10 protein-coding genes are annotated in these 20,576 nt (G+C 65.2%); 9 read left to right on the top strand and 1 reads right to left on the bottom strand.

The window, feature by feature from the left end:
* Nucleotides 1-22: 22 nt before the first annotated feature.
* On the bottom strand, nt 23-2,881 hold the full coding sequence (locus NDY25_RS20000) for a hybrid sensor histidine kinase/response regulator (protein ID WP_168957907.1): 2,859 nt from the start codon (nt 2,879-2,881) through the stop codon (nt 23-25).
* 471 nt (nt 2,882-3,352) lie between these two features.
* Between NDY25_RS20000 and NDY25_RS19995 the strand changes: the two genes are divergently transcribed.
* The 9 genes from NDY25_RS19995 to NDY25_RS19955 all read left to right on the top strand — a co-directional run bounded on the left by NDY25_RS19995 (nt 3,353) and on the right by NDY25_RS19955 (nt 20,565).
* Nucleotides 3,353-3,817: a MarR family winged helix-turn-helix transcriptional regulator gene (locus tag NDY25_RS19995; protein WP_168957908.1), complete on the top strand. Its 465-nt coding sequence runs from the start codon at nt 3,353-3,355 to the stop codon at nt 3,815-3,817.
* Nucleotides 3,818-3,853: 36 nt separating this feature from the next.
* Nucleotides 3,854-5,038 (top strand): FAD-dependent monooxygenase, encoded by a 1,185-nt coding sequence (locus tag NDY25_RS19990; protein WP_168957909.1) that lies wholly within the window; start codon nt 3,854-3,856, stop codon nt 5,036-5,038.
* 273 nt (nt 5,039-5,311) lie between these two features.
* On the top strand, nt 5,312-7,423 hold the full coding sequence (locus NDY25_RS19985; protein WP_168957910.1) for a methyl-accepting chemotaxis protein: 2,112 nt from the start codon (nt 5,312-5,314) through the stop codon (nt 7,421-7,423).
* Between the two features lie 311 nt (nt 7,424-7,734).
* Nucleotides 7,735-8,082, top strand: a complete 348-nt coding sequence (locus tag NDY25_RS19980; RefSeq protein WP_168957911.1) for a hypothetical protein — start codon at nt 7,735-7,737, stop codon at nt 8,080-8,082.
* 280 nt (nt 8,083-8,362) lie between these two features.
* Complete coding sequence (locus NDY25_RS19975) at nt 8,363-8,758, top strand: hypothetical protein (protein WP_115038591.1); 396 nt, start codon at nt 8,363-8,365, stop codon at nt 8,756-8,758.
* A 190-nt stretch (nt 8,759-8,948) separates the two neighbouring features.
* Nucleotides 8,949-12,551 carry a hypothetical protein gene (locus NDY25_RS19970; protein WP_168957912.1) on the top strand — a complete coding sequence of 1,201 codons (3,603 nt, stop codon included), beginning with the start codon at nt 8,949-8,951 and terminating at the stop codon, nt 12,549-12,551.
* Nucleotides 12,548-12,907 carry a hypothetical protein gene (locus tag NDY25_RS19965; protein WP_168957913.1) on the top strand — a complete coding sequence of 120 codons (360 nt, stop codon included), beginning with the start codon at nt 12,548-12,550 and terminating at the stop codon, nt 12,905-12,907. The genes NDY25_RS19970 and NDY25_RS19965 overlap by 4 nt, the downstream gene beginning before the upstream one ends.
* Nucleotides 12,861-13,352 carry a hypothetical protein gene (locus NDY25_RS19960; RefSeq protein WP_168957914.1) on the top strand — a complete coding sequence of 164 codons (492 nt, stop codon included), beginning with the start codon at nt 12,861-12,863 and terminating at the stop codon, nt 13,350-13,352. The genes NDY25_RS19965 and NDY25_RS19960 overlap by 47 nt, the downstream gene beginning before the upstream one ends.
* A gap of 10 nt (nt 13,353-13,362) precedes the next feature.
* The gene (locus NDY25_RS19955) at nt 13,363-20,565 is read left to right on the top strand and encodes a hypothetical protein (RefSeq protein WP_256627644.1); all 7,203 of its coding nucleotides are present in this window, start codon (nt 13,363-13,365) and stop codon (nt 20,563-20,565) included.
* Nucleotides 20,566-20,576 lie beyond the last annotated feature (11 nt).

Here is a 20,576-nt window from a genome sequence, read left to right as displayed (position 1 = left end):
GCCATCCACTCCGTGTGCACGATTACTGCGGCGTCCGCCCCAGCAGTTGCGCTACGCGCCGCTCCAGATCGATCGCAAGAAACGGCTTGGTGAGCACTTCCATGCCATCGTCCAACTGACCGGCTCCAACCGCAGCGGTGGCCGCATAGCCGGTCACGAACAGCACCGGTAGCGACGGTCGATACTGGCGCCCCGCATCGGCGACCTGGCGTCCGTTCAAGCCGCCGGTCAGGCCCACATCCGTCACCAGCAAGTCGATCGCTTCCTGCGAGCGCAAGCGTTCCACGGCAGCACTGCCTTCGGCTGTTTCGATGACGCGGTAGCCCGCTTCGGTCAGCACTTCGGACACCAGGACACGGATCGCGGTTTCGTCTTCCACCAGCAGCACCGTGCTGCTGTGCGTGGGCGATTGCAGCGAGGGTTCGACCGGGTGCTGCATCTCATCGGCCGGCAGCAGGCCGGTGAAACGCGGCAGATACAGCAACATGGTGGTGCCCACGCCCTCTTCCGAATCGATGCGCACATGCCCGCCGGATTGCCGGGTGAACCCATAGATCATCGACAAGCCCAGGCCGGTGCCCTGCCCGATCGGTTTGGTGGTGAAGAACGGCTCGAACACCTTGGACATGACCTCGGCGCTCATGCCGGTGCCACTGTCCTGCACGCTCAGGCACACATAATCGCCAACCGGCAGATCGAGCTGCTGCGCCGCGGCCTCGTTCAACACGCAATTGGCAATGGCAATGGTGAGCTCGCCGCCATCGGGCATGGCATCGCGTGCGTTGATGCACAGGTTCAACAACGCGTTTTCCAGCTGCGGCGCATCCACCAGCACTTTCCACGAGTCTGCCGCCGGGCGCAGTTGCAAACTGATCGAAGGCCCCAGCGTGCGCGCGATGATGTCGTGCATGTCGCGCACCAGCGCTTCCACCTCCAGCGCGGTCGGTGCCAGGGTCTGCCTGCGCGAGAACGCCAGCAACCGCTGCGTCAGCGCCGTGGCGCGCGCGGCGCTGGATTGCGCCATCTCCACATAGCGTTCCAGACGGTCGTACTTGCCTTGTTCGATGCGCGTCTGCAGCAGCTCCAGCCCAACGCTGATGGCCGTCAGCAGGTTGTTGAAGTCGTGCGCCAGGCCGCCGGTGAGCTGGCCCACCACTTCCATCTTCTGGCTCTGGCGCAGTTTCTCTTCGGCCAACAGCAAGGCCGCGCTGCGCTCGCGCACGCGCTCTTCCAGGGTCTCGGTCAACTGGCGCAGTTGTTCTTCGGCGATGCGCTTGTCGGTGATGTCCGCTGCGGTGCCAAACCATTCGACGATCTGCTCATGCTCGTTGAGCAGCGGAATGGCGCGCATCAAGGTCCAACCCACGCGTTGGTCGGAACCCGGCACGCGGTATTCCAGATCCAGTGCGGTCTTGTTGACGATCGAATGCGCAATGGCCTCTGCCAGCCGCGCGCGATCGTCCGGATGCACCATGTCCTGCTGCCAGTTCGGCGTGGCCGACAACGCATCGCTCAGCGCGCCATCGCCAACCAGCTGACGCAGTTCGCACCAATCGGCACTGGCCGAAAAAATCGATTGCGACGATGCACGCACCAGCGCATCGAGCCGGCGTTCGCTCTTGCGCAAGGCCTCGCTGGCCAGCCGTTCGGCAGTGCGATCGCGCAGCACTTTGACGAAGCCGATCGCCGCGCCGGTCTCTTCGCGCAGCACCATCAACGAACCATTGGCCCAGAAGCGCTCGCCGGATTTGCGGAGGTGCCAGCGCTCGTCCATGCCGCTGCCGCTTTCCAGCGCCGCTGCCGCTTCGATCAGGATCTGCCGGTGCTCCACATCTTCAGGCGTGAACGTGCGCTCCAACGACTGGCCGAGCATTTCCGTCTCGGTCCAGCCCAGGATGCGCCGCGCGCCTTCGTTCCATGAGGTGACCCGCCCCTGCAGATCGGTGGCGATGATCGCGTAATCCATCACGCTGTCCAGGATCTGCCGGTTACGCACTTCCGCCTCGCGCACCGCGCGTTCCAGGCTGATGCGATCGGTGATGTCCAGACCTTGTACGAAGATGCCGGACACCGCACCGTCCGCCCCGGCGATAGGCTGATACACCAGATCCAGCAGGTGCCGCTCGACCAGGCCACCCGGCGCGCTCTGCACATTGTAGGGGAGCGCATTGGCCGAAAAGGCACGCCCGGTTTGATACACCTCGTCCAAACGACGCAGATGGCCCTGCTCGACCAGGTCAGGCAAGGCCTCGGCCAATGGCTTCCCGATCACGTCGCGGTGGCCGATCAAACGCGAATAACACGGGTTGGCAAACTCCACCCGATGCTGCGGCCCGCTCAGGAACGCCATGAACATCGGCGCCTGCTCGAACAGCCGGATCAGGCGCTCATGCTCGTCGGCGAGACGGTTTTGCGCCAGCTTGCGGTCGGTGACTTCATTGGTCACGCAGAACGCGCCGCCGACACGGCCATCGTCCAGGTAGATCGGCGAGAACGAGAACGTCCACCAGGTTTCTTCGGGCGCGCCGTAGCGGCTCATGCCGATCGGCACTTCTTCGAAGCGCGACGCGCGCCCTTCGAACGCGGCTTCGATCGGCCCACGCACGGCCTCCCACGCATCGGCCCACAACGCGCGCAGCGGTGCACCCAAGGCCTGCGGCTGACGCGGCCCCAAAATCGGCGCATACGCATCGTTGTAGAAAAAGGTCAGCGCCTCGCCCCACACCACATACATGCTTTCCGGCGAGCCCAGCATCAAGCTGACCGCGTTGCGCAACGGCGATGGCCACTGCGCACTCAGCCCCAGTTGCGTGGACGCCCAATCGTGGCTGCGCACCGCCTGCGCCATGGCGCTGTCGCCGTGCGGGAATGACGAACTCATACGCAATGCGACCGCACTAGCGCCATGCGGCAGCCGCACTGTCTGGACCACGGGCGCAACGCAACGCGGCCCTGGCCCGGATTACCAATCACACCTACCTGCATCTTTTTTCAAACCATTGATAGAGAGGCCAGCTGCCAACCTTGCGTGTCGCCTATCGCAAGACCAGGCGCACGCGCATCCGGCTATCATCTGGCCTGCGCCCCGCTGCGTCCAGCCGAACCCACCCGGCATTGCTGAATAGCTAGCGCAGGCAACGCTCGCTGCGCAGCACCCAGGCGATGCACTGCCTGGACTGCGCGCCGACTGCCTGACCGGCAGCGTGCCCAACCGACGACGGCGTGCCATGCCAGGCAGCAAAGGTCGCACCGATGCAGCCGTGAACGCGTCGCCGGGAGCAGCACCCATGCCCCGCGCCTTGATGCCCGATAAAATCGCCCGATGGCTGAAAGGCATCACACGGTTGCGCGCATGCAGGATCAAGACGAACGCATTCACCCCCAGGCGGCAGTGGCGCCGGGTTACCTGGCCAATCACGCAGCGCGGGTCTTCAACCGGCTGGTCGACGCCGAATTGCGGCCGCACGGCGTCTCGCTGGCCCTGATCGGACCGATTCTGCTGCTGTCCTGGAAGGGGCCGATGTTGCAACGCGACCTGGTGGTCGCCTCGGCGATCAAGCAGCCCGCCATGGTCGCCCTGCTCGACAAGCTGGAAGCGCAAAAGCTCATCAAGCGCGCACCCACCGCGCAGGACCGCCGCGCCGCGCTGGTATCGCTCACCGCGCGCGGTCGCAAGATGGCCGAGCTGGGCGCTCGGGTGCTGATCGATCTGAATGCCGATGCCTTGCAAGGCTTCTCACCTGAGGAGGCCCAGAAAACCGTCGCGTTCATGCAGCGCCTGATCGTCAACCTGGAGCAACGCGGCGCAGACCTGTAATATCACCTCTGATATTTATCTCTACGGGTGATTGTAATGGCGCGTCGCATCCTCATCACCGGCGCCAGCGTCGCCGGCAACACCGCCGCCTGGACGCTTGCCAACCAGGGACTCGACGTCGTGGTGGTGGAACAGGCGGCGCACTTCCGCGACGGCGGCCAGAACATCGACGTGCGCGGCGTCGGCCGCCAGGTCCTGCAGCGCATGGGCTTGGAGCAGGCCGCACTCGACCATGGCACCGGCGAGCAAGGCACTGCCTGGGTCGACGAACACGGCCATGCGGTCGCCACTTTCAAGACCGACGACATCGACGGCGATGGCCCGACCGCCGAGCTGGAGATCCTGCGCGGCGACCTCGCCCGCCTGCTCTACGAAGCCGCACGCGACAAGGTGACCTATCGCTTCGGCGACCGCATCGCCAGCATCCAGGACGACGGCAACGGCGCGATAGTCAATTTCCACAGCGGAAGCAGCGACCGCTTCGATGCAGTCATCATCGCCGAAGGCGTCGGCTCCTCCACGCGCGAACAGCTTTTCCCGGGCGAAAACGACCCACGCTGGATGGATCTGACCATCGCCTACTTCACCATCGCACGCAGCGCAGACGACGATCGCCTGTGGCGCTGGTATCACACCACCGGCGGCCGCAGCATCTCGTTGCGGCCGGACCGGCACGGCACCACCCGCGCCATGCTGTCGCTGCAGAAGGTCACCGATGGCGAGCAGGACTGGGATCAGGCAACGCAGAAAGCGTACTTGCGTGAACAGTTCGCCGACGCCGGCTGGCAGGCAGCGCGCGTACTGGACGGCATGGACAGCACCGACGACTTCTACTTCGATGCCTTGCGGCAGGTGCGCATGCCGCGCTGGCACACAGGCCGCATCGTCCTGACCGGTGACGCGGCGTGGTGCGCAACCCCGCTGGCCGGTATCGGCGCCACCCTGGCGGTCACCGGCGGCTATGTGTTGGCAAGCGAGATCGCACGCACCGATGATCTGCAGAGCGCATTCGCCGCCTACGCGACCGCCATGCGGCCGATGGTCGAACAGGGCCAGGGCGTGCCCAAGATCGGTCCGCGACTGATGAACCCGCATAGCCGGCTCGGCATCCAGCTGTTGCACGGCGCACTGAAGTTCGCCAGCCAACCGAGCATCCAGACCATCGCTGCGAAGCTGATGACACCCTCGATCAAGGCGCCGGATCTGGCGCGCTACGACTGAGCCTGCCGGGCTCTCAAGCGCTGCGCAGCGCGTTGACGTTGCGACGTGTCGTCCGGATCGGGATGACGTCGCATCGCCACGGAACCAACCACACCTGAATCGGCCGACGCGCCGGTTTCAGTTTCAATGGTCGGGGTCGCTAACGAACACGTAGAGACGCAATCGGAGCAGCGGCAGCCATGTCGCTTCAAGGAGCGTGCACCTGCCTTCGCCTCCCGGCTGCTGCCGGGACTCCCCTGCTCTCCGCTTTGTCGGATCATCGATCGAACCCCCATGCATGTCTTCTTGAATCTGCGTATTGGTCAGCGTCTGGCGCTTGGCTTTCTTTCGATCATCGTGCTGATGGTGATCCTGACCGTCGTCGGCATCCACCGCGTGCGCAGCATCGACCAGCAATTGACCGCCATCAACGAGGTCAACAGCGTCAAACAACGCTATGCGATCAACTTTCGCGGCAGCGTCCATGACCGTGCGATTGCGCTGCGCGATGTGGTGCTGATGGACGAGGCGGCAGACCGGCACGCGGCAGAACAATCGATCGACAAGCTCGCCGCAGATTACGCACGCTCCGCGCAACCGCTCGACAGCATGATCGCCGCCTCTTCGGATACCGAAGAGAAGAAGATTCTCCAGCAGATCAAGGCGATCGAGCAGCGCACCATGCCGTTTATCGTCAACGTGCGTGCACTGCGCGAGTCAGGCGACAAACCGCAGGCAGAGCAGCTGCTCTTACATGAAGCGCGGCCCGACTTCATCGCCTGGCTGGCCAGCATCAATGCCTTCATCGATCTGCAGGAAGCCAAGAACCGCGACGCCGCCAAAGACGCCGTCGCCACTGCACGCGGCTTCGCCATGCTGATGGTGATCTCCACCGTCATCGCACTGCTACTGGGCGCCACGATCGCCTTCTTGCTCACCCGCAGCGTGGTGCTGCCCTTGCGCCAGTCGCTACGCCTGGCCGAGCGCATCAACGACGGCGATCTGCGCAGCCAGGACATGCCCACCAGCCAGGACGAATCCGGCCAGCTGCTGCGTGCCATGCAACAGATGCAGCGCCGTCTGCAAGAGGTGATCTCCGCCCAGCGCGCCATGGCCGCCCGCCACGAAGCCGGCGAGATCAGCTACCGCACCGACGCCAAGCGTTTCCCGGGCGAATACGGCGATATGGTGCAGGACACCAACGCACTGGTGCATGCGCACGTGCAGACTCAGTTGCGCATGACCGAGGTCATGGGCAGCTACGCGGTGGGCAATCTCGCGCAGGAAATCGAACAGTATCCCGGCGAAAAGGCCGCCATCACCGCCACCATGCAGCAGGTACGGCAGAACCTGCGCGCCATCAACGCACAGATCCAGGAGCTCACCCAAGCTGCGTGCGCAGGCAACTTCGCACTCCGCGGCCAGCCGGAAAAGTTCGAGCACGACTTCCGCCTGATGGTCGAAAACCTCAACACCATGATGGCCACCTCCGACACCAACCTGGCCAAGTTCTCCGACCTGCTGCGCGCCATCGCCGACGGCGACCTCACCGTACGCATGACCGGCAACTTCCACGGCGTGTTCGCCTCGATGCGCGACGATGCCAACAGCACGGTGCATCGCCTGACCGACATCGTCACGCATATCCAGACCACCTCCAACAGCATTGGGTTTGCCGCCGAAGACATCGCCAGCGGCAATCAGGAACTGGCGCGCCGCAGCGAACAGCAGGCAGCCAGTCTCGAAGAAACCGCCGCCTCGATGGAAGAGCTGACCTCCACCGTCAAGCAGAACGCCGAACACGCAGGCCGCGCCAACCAGCTCGCGCTGGGCGCCGCCGCGATTGCCTCGGACGGACGCGACGTGGTCGGCCAGGTCATCGAAAAGATGTCCGGTATCGAAGCGGCGTCCAAGCGCATCGCCGACATCATCTCGGTCATCGACGGCATCGCCTTCCAGACCAACATCCTCGCCCTCAACGCCGCCGTCGAAGCCGCACGCGCAGGCGAACAAGGCCGCGGATTCGCCGTGGTCGCCTCCGAAGTGCGCACCCTATCGCACCGCTCATCGGACGCCGCCAAGGAAATCAAACGGCTCATCGACGACTCCGTACAACGCGTCGCCGACGGCGCCACACTGGTGCAAAAGGCCGGCACCACCATGAGCGAGGTCGTCACCAGCGTCCAGCACGTCACCGACATCATGGGCCACATCTCCGCCGCCTCGCAGGAACAGGCCAGCGGCATCGAACAGGTCAATCAGACCATCGCCCAGATGGACGAAACCACCCAACACAACGTCCGCCTGGTGGAAGCGGCAAGCACCGCCGCGCGTGCGCTCGAAGACCACTCCGTGCAGCTGATCCGCGCTGTGGACGTGTTCAAGGTCAAGGCTGCGGTCATTTAAGCGCGGCGTCCCCAACGTCGCGAGCAGCCGTCGGCTGGGTATGGACGGCACACTCAGAACAACAGTGGACGAGTGGCACATGCCGCACCGAGTACCCGCTGCGCTCGCCTGGCGGTGAGCGCAGTCGCTTTGTTAGCCGCTCTCACACCATCGATTGCCTTTGCTGGACGTCGCGCCACGAATGCGCCGGACCACATGGTCGGCTGAAGATTTCGTCGACTCTGAGACGTTATGTCGGGTTCCCATTGGCGCATCCGACAAGGTTGGCCAACGCATTTTATGCAGCACCCAACTCTCGTCAGGACATCGATATGCCTATCTACAATCAAGGCATCAAAGCAGCCGTCTTGCTGACGCTGCTTGCGTTAAGTGGTCACGCAACCGCCAGTTGCAACGTTGTCGCCCACATCGAGGGCTCCATCAGCGGCTGGCCCACCCGGGTTGCGAACTCTTCAAATGATCGGCTCAGAACCGCATACGCCGCCAATAGCTGCACCTTCACGATAGGAGAGCATGGCGGTGGGCAAATACCTCCCGGAGCAGGGGGCGACACCCATGTCACGGTTCGCATCGATACCGCGCCGACCAAGACCTGCCACGTCTTCAAGCTTCCGTCCAATGCACCGCAGGGAAGCAGAAACCCAACCACCTGCATTTGAGCCGTTGGTTCGGAGCAATCGAAGATGGACCACCTGGTGAGACGTTATGTCGGGTAGCGTTTTTTTAAACCGGCAAGGTGCAGACAGAGGGAACCTTTGAACGATCCACCGCAAACGCGTCGCCACCCTCGTCAGGATGATCGCTGGGCGCCATGTCTCACGTGTCGCATCGATACCAATTCGGATTCCTTTTCCAAACTGTCGTTAGCGCAGCAGGCCAATCGGCAAACGGAGCGAATCACCGTCTCCGTCTCTTCACCCACAACGTCGGGAGCATCTCATGGCAGGCAAAGTCACGGTATTCAACAGCTACAACGAACCCATCACGTCTCTGCTGGTAACCAACAACAATGCCGGCAACATCGCCGGTTGGGCCGCCGGCCCGACGCCGCCGTTATATACGCCGAGTTCGCTGGCCGTGCCGCGTTCGAAGTATCCCTCGACGAGCGCGGTGTTCGCATACGGCGACAACACTTTGGTCTTCCCATGGGATAGCCGCACTGGCCACGCCACGGTCACTATTTCACAGGACAGCAGCCTCGACGACGACCTGATTCTGTATATCACGCAGAACAAGGCGATCCTGTTGACGGCGCGCGGCGTGGTGCTCAACACCTTCGATGTCACCACATCGCTGAGCATGGCGGCCAAGGAAGAATCGCAGGACGCGGTCTGATCGACCACGCACAGGCGGCATCTGGCGTACCCAACGTCCGCGGTTGATGCAGGCGCGATGGCCGGCAGACAACCGCCGTCCATCGATGCCGACGACCACGCTGCATCCGGATCGTCGTCATTGCGTCCGTCGGTGCACTCGGATCGAGGTACATCGCGGCTCACCGGAGATCAGCTCACCGATGCACGCCATGGCAGACATGATCTTCACTCGGATCGCGCTCGACGCTGCCGGCTTTGCGCTCTATTCGGCCGCCGTGGATCAGGCCATTGGTGTCGCGCCCGTCCAGGCAGGCTTTTTGCTGCTGCCGGGCGGTGCCGGCGCATCGCAGATCGGCGTCCGGCGAGACGAGCAGGCGCCGCAGGAGTTGAGCTTGTCGCAAGCCTGGCAACAGCCCGGCTATTTCTTGTTCCATCCGCAATCGCAGGCACTGCCGGCGGAGCCGGCCGACATCGCACAAACCCTCGGGCTCACGCCGCCTTACGCCACGCTGCGTGGGGTGGCCTGGCTATGGCAAGCGGCGCCGCCGCAATCCTGGGCCTGCACGAGCGTGCCGCTGTTCTATTTCTCGCCCACCAGCGGGCAGGTGGCGGGCAGCAACGGCTCGCTGCCGTTCGGTCATGTCGATCTGGTGCTACCGAGCGGTACGCAATGGACGCTGTCAGAAGAGACCGGGCAGGCCACCTTCGTGGGCGATGGCATCGCCCTGCTACGAGACTCCGGCCAGGGCACGCCGCTCTCGCCAGACGCCTACAGGGTGTCGCTGTCGTTCGATCCGGCCGCGGCCGGCCTACTGGGCTTCACCGCAGCGTGGGATCCGTACAACCTGTTCGGGCTGTTCGCCGACGATCCGCAGGCGCCCGGCCTGCAAGGCGGCGAGCTGCGCTACTTCCATCCGGACCCGCAGGCGCCGCAGGGGTTTGCGCAACTGCGCTATCCGGTGCTACCGCCGCTACCGCCGCTGCCCGCCAACGACTGGCCGGCGTTTCTGCTGGACTGCGAGATGGATCCGCTCGCACCGCTAGACGGGACACGCACCCGTTTTCTGTTCCTGCCGCAGCGGCTGGACAACCTGGCCTCGTCGTTCGGCCGTACCGTGTCTGGCGATCTGGTGACACTGGCACCGAGCGTGCCGTCCAACGGTTCGCCGGCCGGGCTCTATCCGGCTGCACGGCCCGGCGCTGCGCAAGCGCCGGCAGCCTACCTCGCCCCACTTGGCCCGTTCGTGCTGACGGTACCGGGCGGTGCGGCGAAGCTTTCCTGCGGCACGCTCGGCACCGAATACCTGCGCGTCGCAGACGGCGACATTCTCGATTTCGTGCCATCGATGCCGGCCTGCTCGACAGCGTTTGGCACCGCCATGGCCCGGCGCATGACGCTGGCCAACGGCGCCGACACCAAGCCACTGCTCGACGGGCCATTTGCTACCTCGTGGGTGCGGTTTCGTCCAGGCGCGGCCACCGTCATGCGCGGCTACTACGCGCAACCTGGCGCGTCGGTCAATTTCGGGCGCGGCGCGGTCTCCCCGGACATGCGCTATCCGGCTGCGGTGTCTGCGCTCGTCTCCACGCTCGCATCGACGACGAAGAGTGACGAGATCCCGGTGGCGTTTCCAATGGTCCAGTACGGCGGCGTGTTCGCGCTCGCCGACGCGACCGTACAGGACGCTCAGCTGCTGGCTGGCTACGAGAAACAGGTGATCGCCGGCCTGCGCGGTGCGCTGATCCGCGGTAGCACGCCTGATCGCCCGGTGTTCGTTGGCGAACAGGGCGCGCCCTTGCCCGGCACCCGCACTTCCACACCGCAAGGGCTGCTGGTCCAGCTCAACTCGGCAACGCAGTCAACGCGGGCCGGCATTGCCGCCGCGCAGGCGCCCGAGGTGCAGGCCGGCACCTGGCAGTCGCTATTGCTCGCACGCAGTGCGGAGCAGACGCTGTCGTTCGACGCCGATCCTGCAACCGGCGTGGTGGACGCGCAGTTGGCCAGCACCTTGATGCGCGAACAACTGTTTCTGGTGCTCAACGACTGGAGCCGGTTCCCGGACATCACCCGCATGATCGCGGTGGCAGGCTTCAACTTCGAGATCGCGCCCGACGTCGACGCAACCGATCGCTGGCGCACCGTCCTTGTCTTCAAGTACGCAACGACACAGAGCCTGGCCGAGCTGATCCGTGCGCCGGAGAGTTGGGCCAACACGGACTATTTCATCGGCGACGCCACGCGCGTAACCGACACGCAGTCTGTGCTGATCGATGCGCTGGCCGTTGCAGAAAAGGCGAGCAGCGATGACGACGACCCGTTCGCCGATTTCCGCACCAAGGCCGCCGATCCCGGCTGGACCGGCATGCTTGCCTTCAATGCACCGATCAATGGCAACGGCATGCCAGACGATCTGCAGATGCTGCTGGCCGGCATCGACGGGCAGTTGAGCGCCCATCACTTCGGCGTGCAGGTCAACCGCATCAGCGACGGCGCCGACCAGGAGCCGCAGATCAGCGAAAGCGCACTGTTCGGGGTGATCTATCACCATGCGGCGACTACGATATTCAAACGCGAGCCGGCCGCGCCGCACTCGGACCAGACGCCGCCGGACTACGCATTCGTCGTGGAGGAGCTGTCGGTGGCGATCAACCAGTCGCTCGTCACCCAGTTCCATTGCCGGGTGGAAATGACCATCAACACGCTGTTCGGCCGTGCGGTCACGCTGACCGGCGCGGATGCCAAAGCCGACGTGCCGCCCAACACGGTGGTGGTGGCGGGCCGTTATCAGCGGCACGGCGAGGTCGGCACGGTGACGTTCGACGGCGGCCAGCACGGCAGCTTCGCGTTCAACCCGGACCGCTCACGCATCCGGGTGATCGATACCTTCCAGGTCAGTGGCGCCAGCCTGGTGCCGATTGCCTCCGTCCCGTCTGTCCCCGCCGATGCCGATGCCGGCACCACCATCACCTCGCGCTTTGCACTGAGCGGCACGCTCGCGTTCGCGGCCGATCCGTTTCCTGGCGTGACCGGGCTCGACCTGTTCTCGTACGGCCTGCCCGGTGCCGCACCCGGCACGACCACCACCGGTGTGGCGCTGACAAGCCTGGCGTTTGGCATCAGCTGTCAGCTCGACGCCGACGGCAAGCGCATCGGGCTGCCGCAGATCACTGCGGATTTCTCGGGGCTTCGGGCAACGGACGATCGCAGTGGACGGCGGCCCGGCGCACTGGTGCGCATGCTGCCGCTCACGCTGCAGGCGATCCTGCACGACGAGGCGGGCCTGGATATCAAGGCGCTGGGCGCGTTGCCCGTGCAGGTGCCGGCGCTGACCGGCGTCGCCGCCAGCGTGCCAGGCGGCGGTGGCGTTGCGCCGATGCCCACGCAGGTCGCGTATGTGACCTCCAAGCCGCTGTATGCCCTGCAATTCGCGCTGCCGCTCGGCGCGCTCGGCGCGCTGGCCGATGCCCATGCATCGCTCGATGCCTCGCTGATCGTCGCCTGGGGCGCGAGCACCTACACGCCCGACGACGACGGCGTCGCGCTGTTCGTGCAGTTGCCGCAGGTCACTGCCGGCGCCTTCGGCTTCAACCTGCAAGGCCTGCTCAAGACGACCTTTTCGGCGGCCAACCTCGGGCTGGTGAAGACAAAGAATGGGCCGGCCTACGTGCTGATGTTCAACAACGTGGCACTCAGCGTGTTCGGTATCACGCTGCCGCCGAAGGTACTTGCCGATTTCATCCTGTTCGCCGACGCCAATGATCCGGGCGGCGGCAATCTGGGCTGGAGCCTGGCTGCGACGCAGACGCCATGACCGACACCGATCCGATTCTCGCCGCACGCAGTGTTCCTGTGCTGATGCAAGCGCTCAACGACGTCTACGGGTGGAACCTGCCCGTCGCGATGGCCGCCGGCACGCCGCTGGCGGCACTGTGGGCAATCGCCATCAGCGTGCGCAAGGATCCGGCCACCGGCGTGCTCTACCTCGCCACTGGCAGCACCACCTACCCGGTCGCGGCGATCCTCGAAGGGATCGTCGATGCCCGGGTCCTCAGCGGCGGCACCCACCCGTTGCCTCCCGCGCCCATCACCTACCGCAGTGCCGCACCCAGGAGAACCACCCATGAGCAAGCAACTGTCGCGCAAGGCCGCCGCCGTGGTCGCCGCTGATCCGCCGACCCCGCCGAGCACGCATCTGGTCTTCGGCCTGAACTTCAATCTGCACGGCACCATGGTGCCGGTATCGACCGACGACATCGCCAACGCCAAGACCAACGGAATCGAGTTCACGCTGCCCGCGCCGGTCGATCTCGGCACGCTGGACGACTTTGCGGCATGGTTCAAGACGCAGTTCAACATCGACCTGCCCGGCGCCGACCAATTGCCGGCACCGCTGGACAGCATCATGAGCAAGCTCACCACGCTCGACGTGGCCGTCGACCAATTCCACATAAAGGTACCGGGCACGGCCTCCCCCGACCAGTCCACCCTGTACACACTTGCGATGTCGGCGGTGTGGCCTGACGGCCAGGGCATCCCGCTGATTCCGGGCGTGCTGTCGATCGAAGGCGCGGTGTTCGGCGCCAGTAACGAAACGCCCAAGTCCAACAGCTGACGCGCCGCCCATGAGCAGGTTCACGCTAGGCGTACAAGCCACCTTGCTGCTGCCGTCGGCATCGCACGCACTCGTCGATGCCGATGCGGCCGGCTATGGCCTGCAATTCGGCTTTGCATTCGGCGATGGCCCTGCCCAATTCGTGGTGGGGCCATCGCCGCGGCAGCCGCCGCTGAGCCTGGGCACTGTGATCGAACAGATCGCCAAGATGCTGGGGATCGATGCGGTCGCGCAAATTGCGCATCTGAGCGCCTCGCTGCCATGGAGCAAGATCTTCGAGGTGCAGATCGCGCCATATCTCACTGTGTCGATCGGTGAGGTGACGGCAGTACAACTGGTGGTGAAACTGTACGACGACGATGGCTACGGCATCCGGCTCGGCGGCAGCTATGGCCCGGTCACCATCGAGCCGAAATTCACCGTCTACGATCTGATCGTCGGTTACGACACGTCCAAGGATGGGCTGGCGGTCAGTGCACGCGTGGCGTTTTCGGAGCAGGACGCGTTTATGCAGACGCGTTTGCTCGCGGCAGGGATCCAACCGGGAACAACGATCACCGCACCGCTGGACGATGACGCCAAGACCTCGGTCGTCAACTATCCGTTCCCGGTCCCCGCGCAGGGCGGCAGCAATTTTCAGGTGAAGTATCTGGGCCTGGGCCAGCGCTTTGGCCCGCGCGCGGATATGACCAAGGACGATCCGATTGCGGCGATGTTTACCGAACTCGAATCGACGTTCACCACCAACGACCCGCGGCAACTGCTGGATAGTCTTGGCACGTATTACGACGCATCGCGTGACTGGTTCGTGGCCGCACACATCCTGGTGCGGGGCTGGGACATCCGTGCCGTCTTCAACGATCCAGTGCTTTACGGACTGGAAATCACCTGCTCGGCCGACCAGTTCAAAGGGCTGCTGTTCGAAATCCTGTACCAAAAACTCGGCTCACATCTTGGCGTGTATTACGGTGCGCTGACGATGCCCACGCAGTTCCGTCAGATCAACCTCGGCGCGGTGGCGCTCACGCTGCCCTCGTTCAAGATCTGGATCTACACCAATGGCGACTTCAAGGTCAGCGTCGGCTGGCCGCTCGGCGACGATTCGATCGGCGTGCAGGTCTACATCTTCACCGGCGGCTGCGGCTTCTACTTCGGCAAGCTGCGCAGCGGCGACAATCCAGCCAGCGCCACCGCCGCGCTGAAGGCAATCGGCTCGGCGGCGGCCACCGACGTGGTCAGCTACAACCCGATTGTGACCTTCGGTCTGGCGATGTGGTTCGGGGTCGGGCGTTCGATCAGTGCGGGCCCATTCTCGGCGTCGCTGTCGCTGACCGCGCAGGGCACCTTCCAGGGCATCCTGGCATGGCGCGACGCGGCGGATGGCGGCTCGGTTTCGAAGACGCCCGATTATTTCTGGTTCGCCGCCACCGTCGGCATCGTCGGGCAGTTGCAGGGCGAGGTCGATCTGAGCGTGGTCAAACTCTCGGTGCTTGTGCGGCTCTCGGTGATTGCCGGCATCGCATTCGAAACCGGCTACGGCACGGTCATCAACGTCACCGCGCGCGTGGACGCCGAGGCACGCCTGAAGATCCTGTTCGTCACGATCTCGGTGGGCTTCCACACCACAATTTCCACCTCTTTCGAGATCACCGGCGGCACCCCGGCCAGCCTGGATGGACCGCTCGATCCCGCCTTCCATGGCATGAACGACTGGGCGCATCGCGGCATCGAACAGCATGAGCGCAGTCTGCTCGCCCATCGTCAGCGGCTGCGTGCTGCCACCGCACCGCTGGCCCGGACCGCATGGCACGCAAGTCCGCCGGTCGCGCCGGTCGAGGTGGCGCTGTCGTTCCTGCTGCAGCCGTCGGTGGTGTATACAGCTGACGTCGGCAGCGCAGTCGGCGTGGCGACGCTGATCATCGGTGCGCCCGGCGCCAGCGATGCCGCGCCCTTGAGCGCGCTCGAGACGCTGGTCGGCGCGCTCGCGTCATGGCTCTTGCGCACCTGGTCCAACGGCACCGGCAGTTGGGCCCAGGTGATCGCGAACCTGGGACAAGGCCGCGCTCCGCCACCTGCCGAGTGGGATAAGACGCTGACCGGTTGCCTGTCCACCGAGGTCCGCTTCACGCTCAATCCAATGGATCTAAGCGTACATCGCGAGGACGGCGAGGACGGCGACTGGGCGATGTTCCCGATGTTCGACGCGCTGCAGATGAGCTGGACCGGACAAGATACGCCGCTGGTGTTCGCCGACCACGCGCGCACCTATCCGGATTACCGTCACGCCGTCGAGGCCTATTTCGCCCAGCTCTCGCTCAGCGTGCTGACCGACAACCCCGACCTGCGCGGCGCGGCACGCTTCGGCGCAGCCGCCGGCGACGCGCCGCAGGGTCCGTCGCTGACCGCTTACATGTTCGACGACTATTTCCTCACGCTGTGCCGCCAGATGGCGAGCAGCCTCGCCGACACAGAGCGCGGGACGGGGCAACCCGGCGCGCTGCCGGACACCGCGCTGACGCGCACCCTGGGGGGCATGACCTCGCGCTACCTGATGAACGGCATGCGCCTTCCCGACCCGGCCACGACGCCAGCAGATATCGAGAAGGTCGATCTATACACGCTCGACATTGCCGCCGGCTACGCGCTCAACGGGCAGCAGTTCGCAATTGCGACCAACGCAAGCGAGCCGCCCACCAGCGTCTCGGCGACCCTCTCGCTTGCACCCGCCCCGCTCGGCGCGGTGGCGGCAATTCCGGTGAAATTCGCCGGTGGCGGCAGCAGCGTCACCTCAACGATGCCCGTCGAGGCCGTGCCACCGGTGCCCTGCCCGCGATGGAGCCGACGCGGCCTGGCGCTTGCCGCAGCTGCGGCCGTCAGCGTGGCGCCGATCCCGCCGGTGCATGGCGAGGCCGTCTGGTATGCCGCGCGCGATCGCCTGCCCTGGACAGCACCAGACGCGCCAGCACGCTTCGTAGTGCCGCTGCCGCCGGCGGTGCTGCAGCAGTCGGCCGGCGCGCCGCTCACCTTGACGGTCCAGACCGGCAGGCCGCAGACCTCGGACCCGGCCTGCCTGCAGCAGGTCAACCCGGCCCTGATGATCCAGGTGCCGATCTGGCTGGTGAATCGCGCCGCAGCCGGCAGTGTGGATGGCGACGGCGGCCCTGCGAATCCGTATTACACCGATATCTACCGCATCGGCGGTGCAGACGACGCCACGCGCGCGCGCATCCATGCCTTACTGAGCGCGCAAGCACTGGCCGGCGCAACGCTTTCGGTGCTCTACGACGCCACCACCACCGGCTACCAGTCCGACGCGATCGCGTTGTCCGCGCAGCCGATAGTGCTGGCAAAGACCAACCTGTCGACGAGCAGCGAACCAGCGCTTGCGAATATACCGATGCGCCAGACCTTGCTGCGCGCGGGCGACGACCCACTCGGCCCGGTGTCGACACTTTTCCCCGATCCGCAACACCCCGACGCCCCGGAAAACCAGCAGCGCCTCGAAGCGCTTCTGCAACTGATCTGGGAAGTCAGCGTCACCCAGTCAGATGGCTATTTCCTGCGCTACGCAGACGTCAGCGGCCAGCCGTTACCGGTGCGTATCTTCACCCCCAAGGGGCAACCGGCGCCCACCGACGGCATTGCCAACGGCGACACCGCCACCCTTACGCTGCTGGTGAGCTTCCCCGCCTCGACCACATTCCATCCCTGGCACAACGCGTTCGCGCTCGCACCACAGGGCAGCCTGGACGGCACGCTGTATCTCGGCGTCGCCGACGCCGCAGGCACGCCGCTGCTGCACTACCAGCCGTCTTATCCACCCGGCTGTCTTGGCTTTGTGGCCGACTGGTCGCTTGCCAACACGATGCTCGCGCGCGAAGCCGGCACGCTGTACGACGCCGACTGGATCGCCGCCCTCTATCACCTGCTGCAGTTCCGCATCGACGGCGCAGCGGCCGACAGCGCGGTTCCTTTCGGCACCTCGCTGTGGAGTCTGGCGCTGAGCCCGTCGTCCGACAGCGCCGGGGAGGACGCGGCCAACGCTGCGCGCCCGGACAGCTTCGACGCGGCCCAGCAGAGCTATCGGCAAGTGGTGCCTGCCTATCGCTTCGTCACCCAGAATGGACTGGTCAGCAGCACGCAGTTGCCCCATGCGGCGATCGGCGGCAAGCCGAATCTGATGCTGCGCGTGAACGACGTGTTCGGCAACGCGCTCGACGGCGCGGCCGACACCTTTACCACCGACTTCCCGGTGCTTTACAACGATGCGCTGCTCGCGCCAATGGAATGGCCTGGCGTGCGCTGCGCCTATCGCTTCGAACCCGGCCAGTTGGACAAGCCTAGCCAGCTGGGCTTGTCGATGCAGTTCGACCCCAGCCTGGTGATCCGCACCGATCCGGCGCTGGCCCACGTGCGCGTACATGGCCTGGCAGCTGGTGCGACCGCAACCGACGACGACCGCGCTCAGCAGCAGATTCGCGCAGCACTCGGTCGCTATGCCACCGTGGCCGCGCAATTGGCAGATCCGCATACCTGCGTGACGCTCACCCAATCGGTGTTGCCCTCCAACGGCGGCGAACTCGGCGACGGTAGCGCCATCAAGCAGGCGCTGACTACGTTCGCAAACGACATCGTGCAGCAGTTGAGCAATGCGCTCGGCGGCGGCACGGCAACGCCCAAAAGCCTGCTGCTGCAGCTCCCCTTCGACAAGACCGATCTGGCAAATCGCGGCGATGATTTGTTTGCGGTCACGGTCACGCTCACCTTCGCCCGACCTCCCGAGTTGGTCGACGAGGTAGCGCGCACTGGCATGCCGCGCGCGGTGTCGGTGGCGATGCCGCTGGCCGCCGATCTCGACCCGCCGTCGCAGGGCACTGCCCGCGCACGCCAGCGCGCTGCTGCCAGCGGCACGGCCCCGGTGGAAGATGTCGGCCTGGCCTGGTTTGCCAGCCAGTTCGAGGCCAGCTTCGCGGGTTTCGATGGCGCCGACGGCACAACACGGCTCGCCGTGCGCACAACAGCCGACAGCCCGGCAACCGGCGACGGCGGGGCCTCGCTATGGGGCATGCGCTGGAGCAAGACCCACGGCATCCATGTGCAGTTCCGCCAGGGCGCGGCCAGCTACTTCACCCTGCTGCCGCTCAACACCAAGCTGATGTCTGGTCCCGCCCAGGTGCCTGTCTACAATCCCGATACGCTCGTGCCGACCTACACCACGCAGACCTTCAGTGGCGTGGATGTCGATGCCTGGGCGCAGAGCTTTTTATCCGCATTCGACGAACTGCTCGCGCCGGCAAACTGCGCCGCGCTCGCCGCGCTCGACGGTGCCGCCTACCAGACGCTGATGGGGCATAAAGCCACCCTGGCAAAAGCGCTCGCGCGCGGTGTCGGCCCGGTGTTCCCAGCGCTTTCCGGCGGCGATCTTGCTGCCGCGCAGGATCAATTCGAACAAAGCGTGCTGGCCGCACTCTCGACCGCCTACGCAGTCTCCTCGATCGTACAAATGCCGGCCGACGTCTTCGTGGCCAACACCGCAGAAGCGGGCACGCTGCCACCGCGTTTCTTCGGTAGCCTCACTGCCAGCGCTACGGCAAGTGGCCCGACCGAAACCCTACCCTCCTCCTGCAGCATCAGCAGCGCAAAGCTGCCGATTGCCACAGCTACCGCGTCCACGCCTGGCCTGCTCAATTTCCTGGTGACGGCCGCGCACGCGGGCAACGATGCCAACCTGCATCTGGACCTGACCTACGGCGCACGTTTCGTCGAGCATCAGATCGACGACACGCAAGCGGCATTCGGCTATGCGCCGTCGCAATGGCTGCGCTTCGTGCTCGAGCTTCCCAACGATCCGCTGTCCATGCCGCTTGGTGCGATCGACGCACCGGTGCCGGTGCGCGCGTTTCCCGCCTCGCCGATGCTGCAGACGCAGCGCGCCGAACAGACAAGGCCCGTCCGTTTCACCGCCTCGGCCACCACCGCGTTGCAATGGGATTACTCGACCCGGCTCGTGCTGGCCGAGCAGGAAGCGCAGGACGAACTGTGGCTGACGCTGACCTATAACCGGCCAGTGAGCGGCACGCTGCGCGGCCGGCAGCTCTCCGACCTCGGCACCATCGAAGCCGTGTTCGAGGCGTTGGCCGCGTTCATGGCCGCTTGGCCGGTGTTGCGGCCCGCCGTGCTGGCGCTGCGGCAGAGTGCGTTCGACGCACATGTGGGCATGCCGACACCACAGCAGGTGATCGGCGCACTGCTCGATCAGATCGGCCATGTCACCGCTGCTTGGGCGGCATGGCGCGGCCCGCCCGGCGATGCCGCCCGGGTGCTGCTCGCCAACGCGCCGGTAGCGCAGTCGAGCACGGGCTACGTCTTGAATCTTTCGCATGCGTTCGACGAACAGAAAACCGTGCAGCTGTTCGCCCAGGGTGCGTATGCGAACGGCCAATGCGATGCCGCAAGCATCGTCTGGCCAGCCATTAATGGCCAGATGCACGGCGAGGTGTCACCCGCTGGCGCGGCTGCACCCGACGACACGGCGTGCTGGTTCATGGCGACCTACGCCTACGCGGCGTTGCCCGAAGCAGCCACCGGTACCCTCGACGTCGTCTGGGAGAACCTGGACATCGCCACGCGCCAGACCGGCTATTCGACCTGGTGGATCGTCCGCAACGCCAATCTCGCCAGCGCCAACGGCGTGAGGACCAATCCCGCCCTGATCTACCGGACGCCAGAGGTCTCGTTCGCCTCGCCAGTAGTGCCGATCATCACCGTACCGCGCTGCACCTTCGGCTCCGGCGACGCACTGGCCGACGCAATCGAAAACGCGCTGGCGCCGCTCGCCGAGGCCACCAGCGCAGCGGCCAAGGAACGCCTGCTCAAGATCGCTGCCACGTATAGCTACCAGATTGCCGCGCCAGCACAAGGTGGCACCGGCCTGTGGAGCGACATGCCGATTTTGCTGGCCACCGACGTGCGACTCACCAGCGATGACGTGCAAGCCGTCTCGGATAATGCCGTGACGCTGCCTGTGCTGGCCGGACAATTGGCCAACGACTGCGCGCGCTGGTTCGCGATCATGCAGCCATCCACCGACGTCGCACTGCTGCGTCTGGACGTCACGCTGTTCGCCAATGTGGAAGGCACTCAAGTACCGATCGTGCTTGCGCCCGAGCTGGAGATCCAGGTTCCGCCGGGCGGGTGGAAACCCTCCCCATGAACGCCAACGAC

The organism is Xanthomonas hortorum pv. pelargonii (assembly GCF_024499015.1).
Classification (GTDB): domain Bacteria; phylum Pseudomonadota; class Gammaproteobacteria; order Xanthomonadales; family Xanthomonadaceae; genus Xanthomonas; species Xanthomonas hortorum_B.
This window is presented reverse-complemented; position numbering and strand designations above follow the sequence as displayed.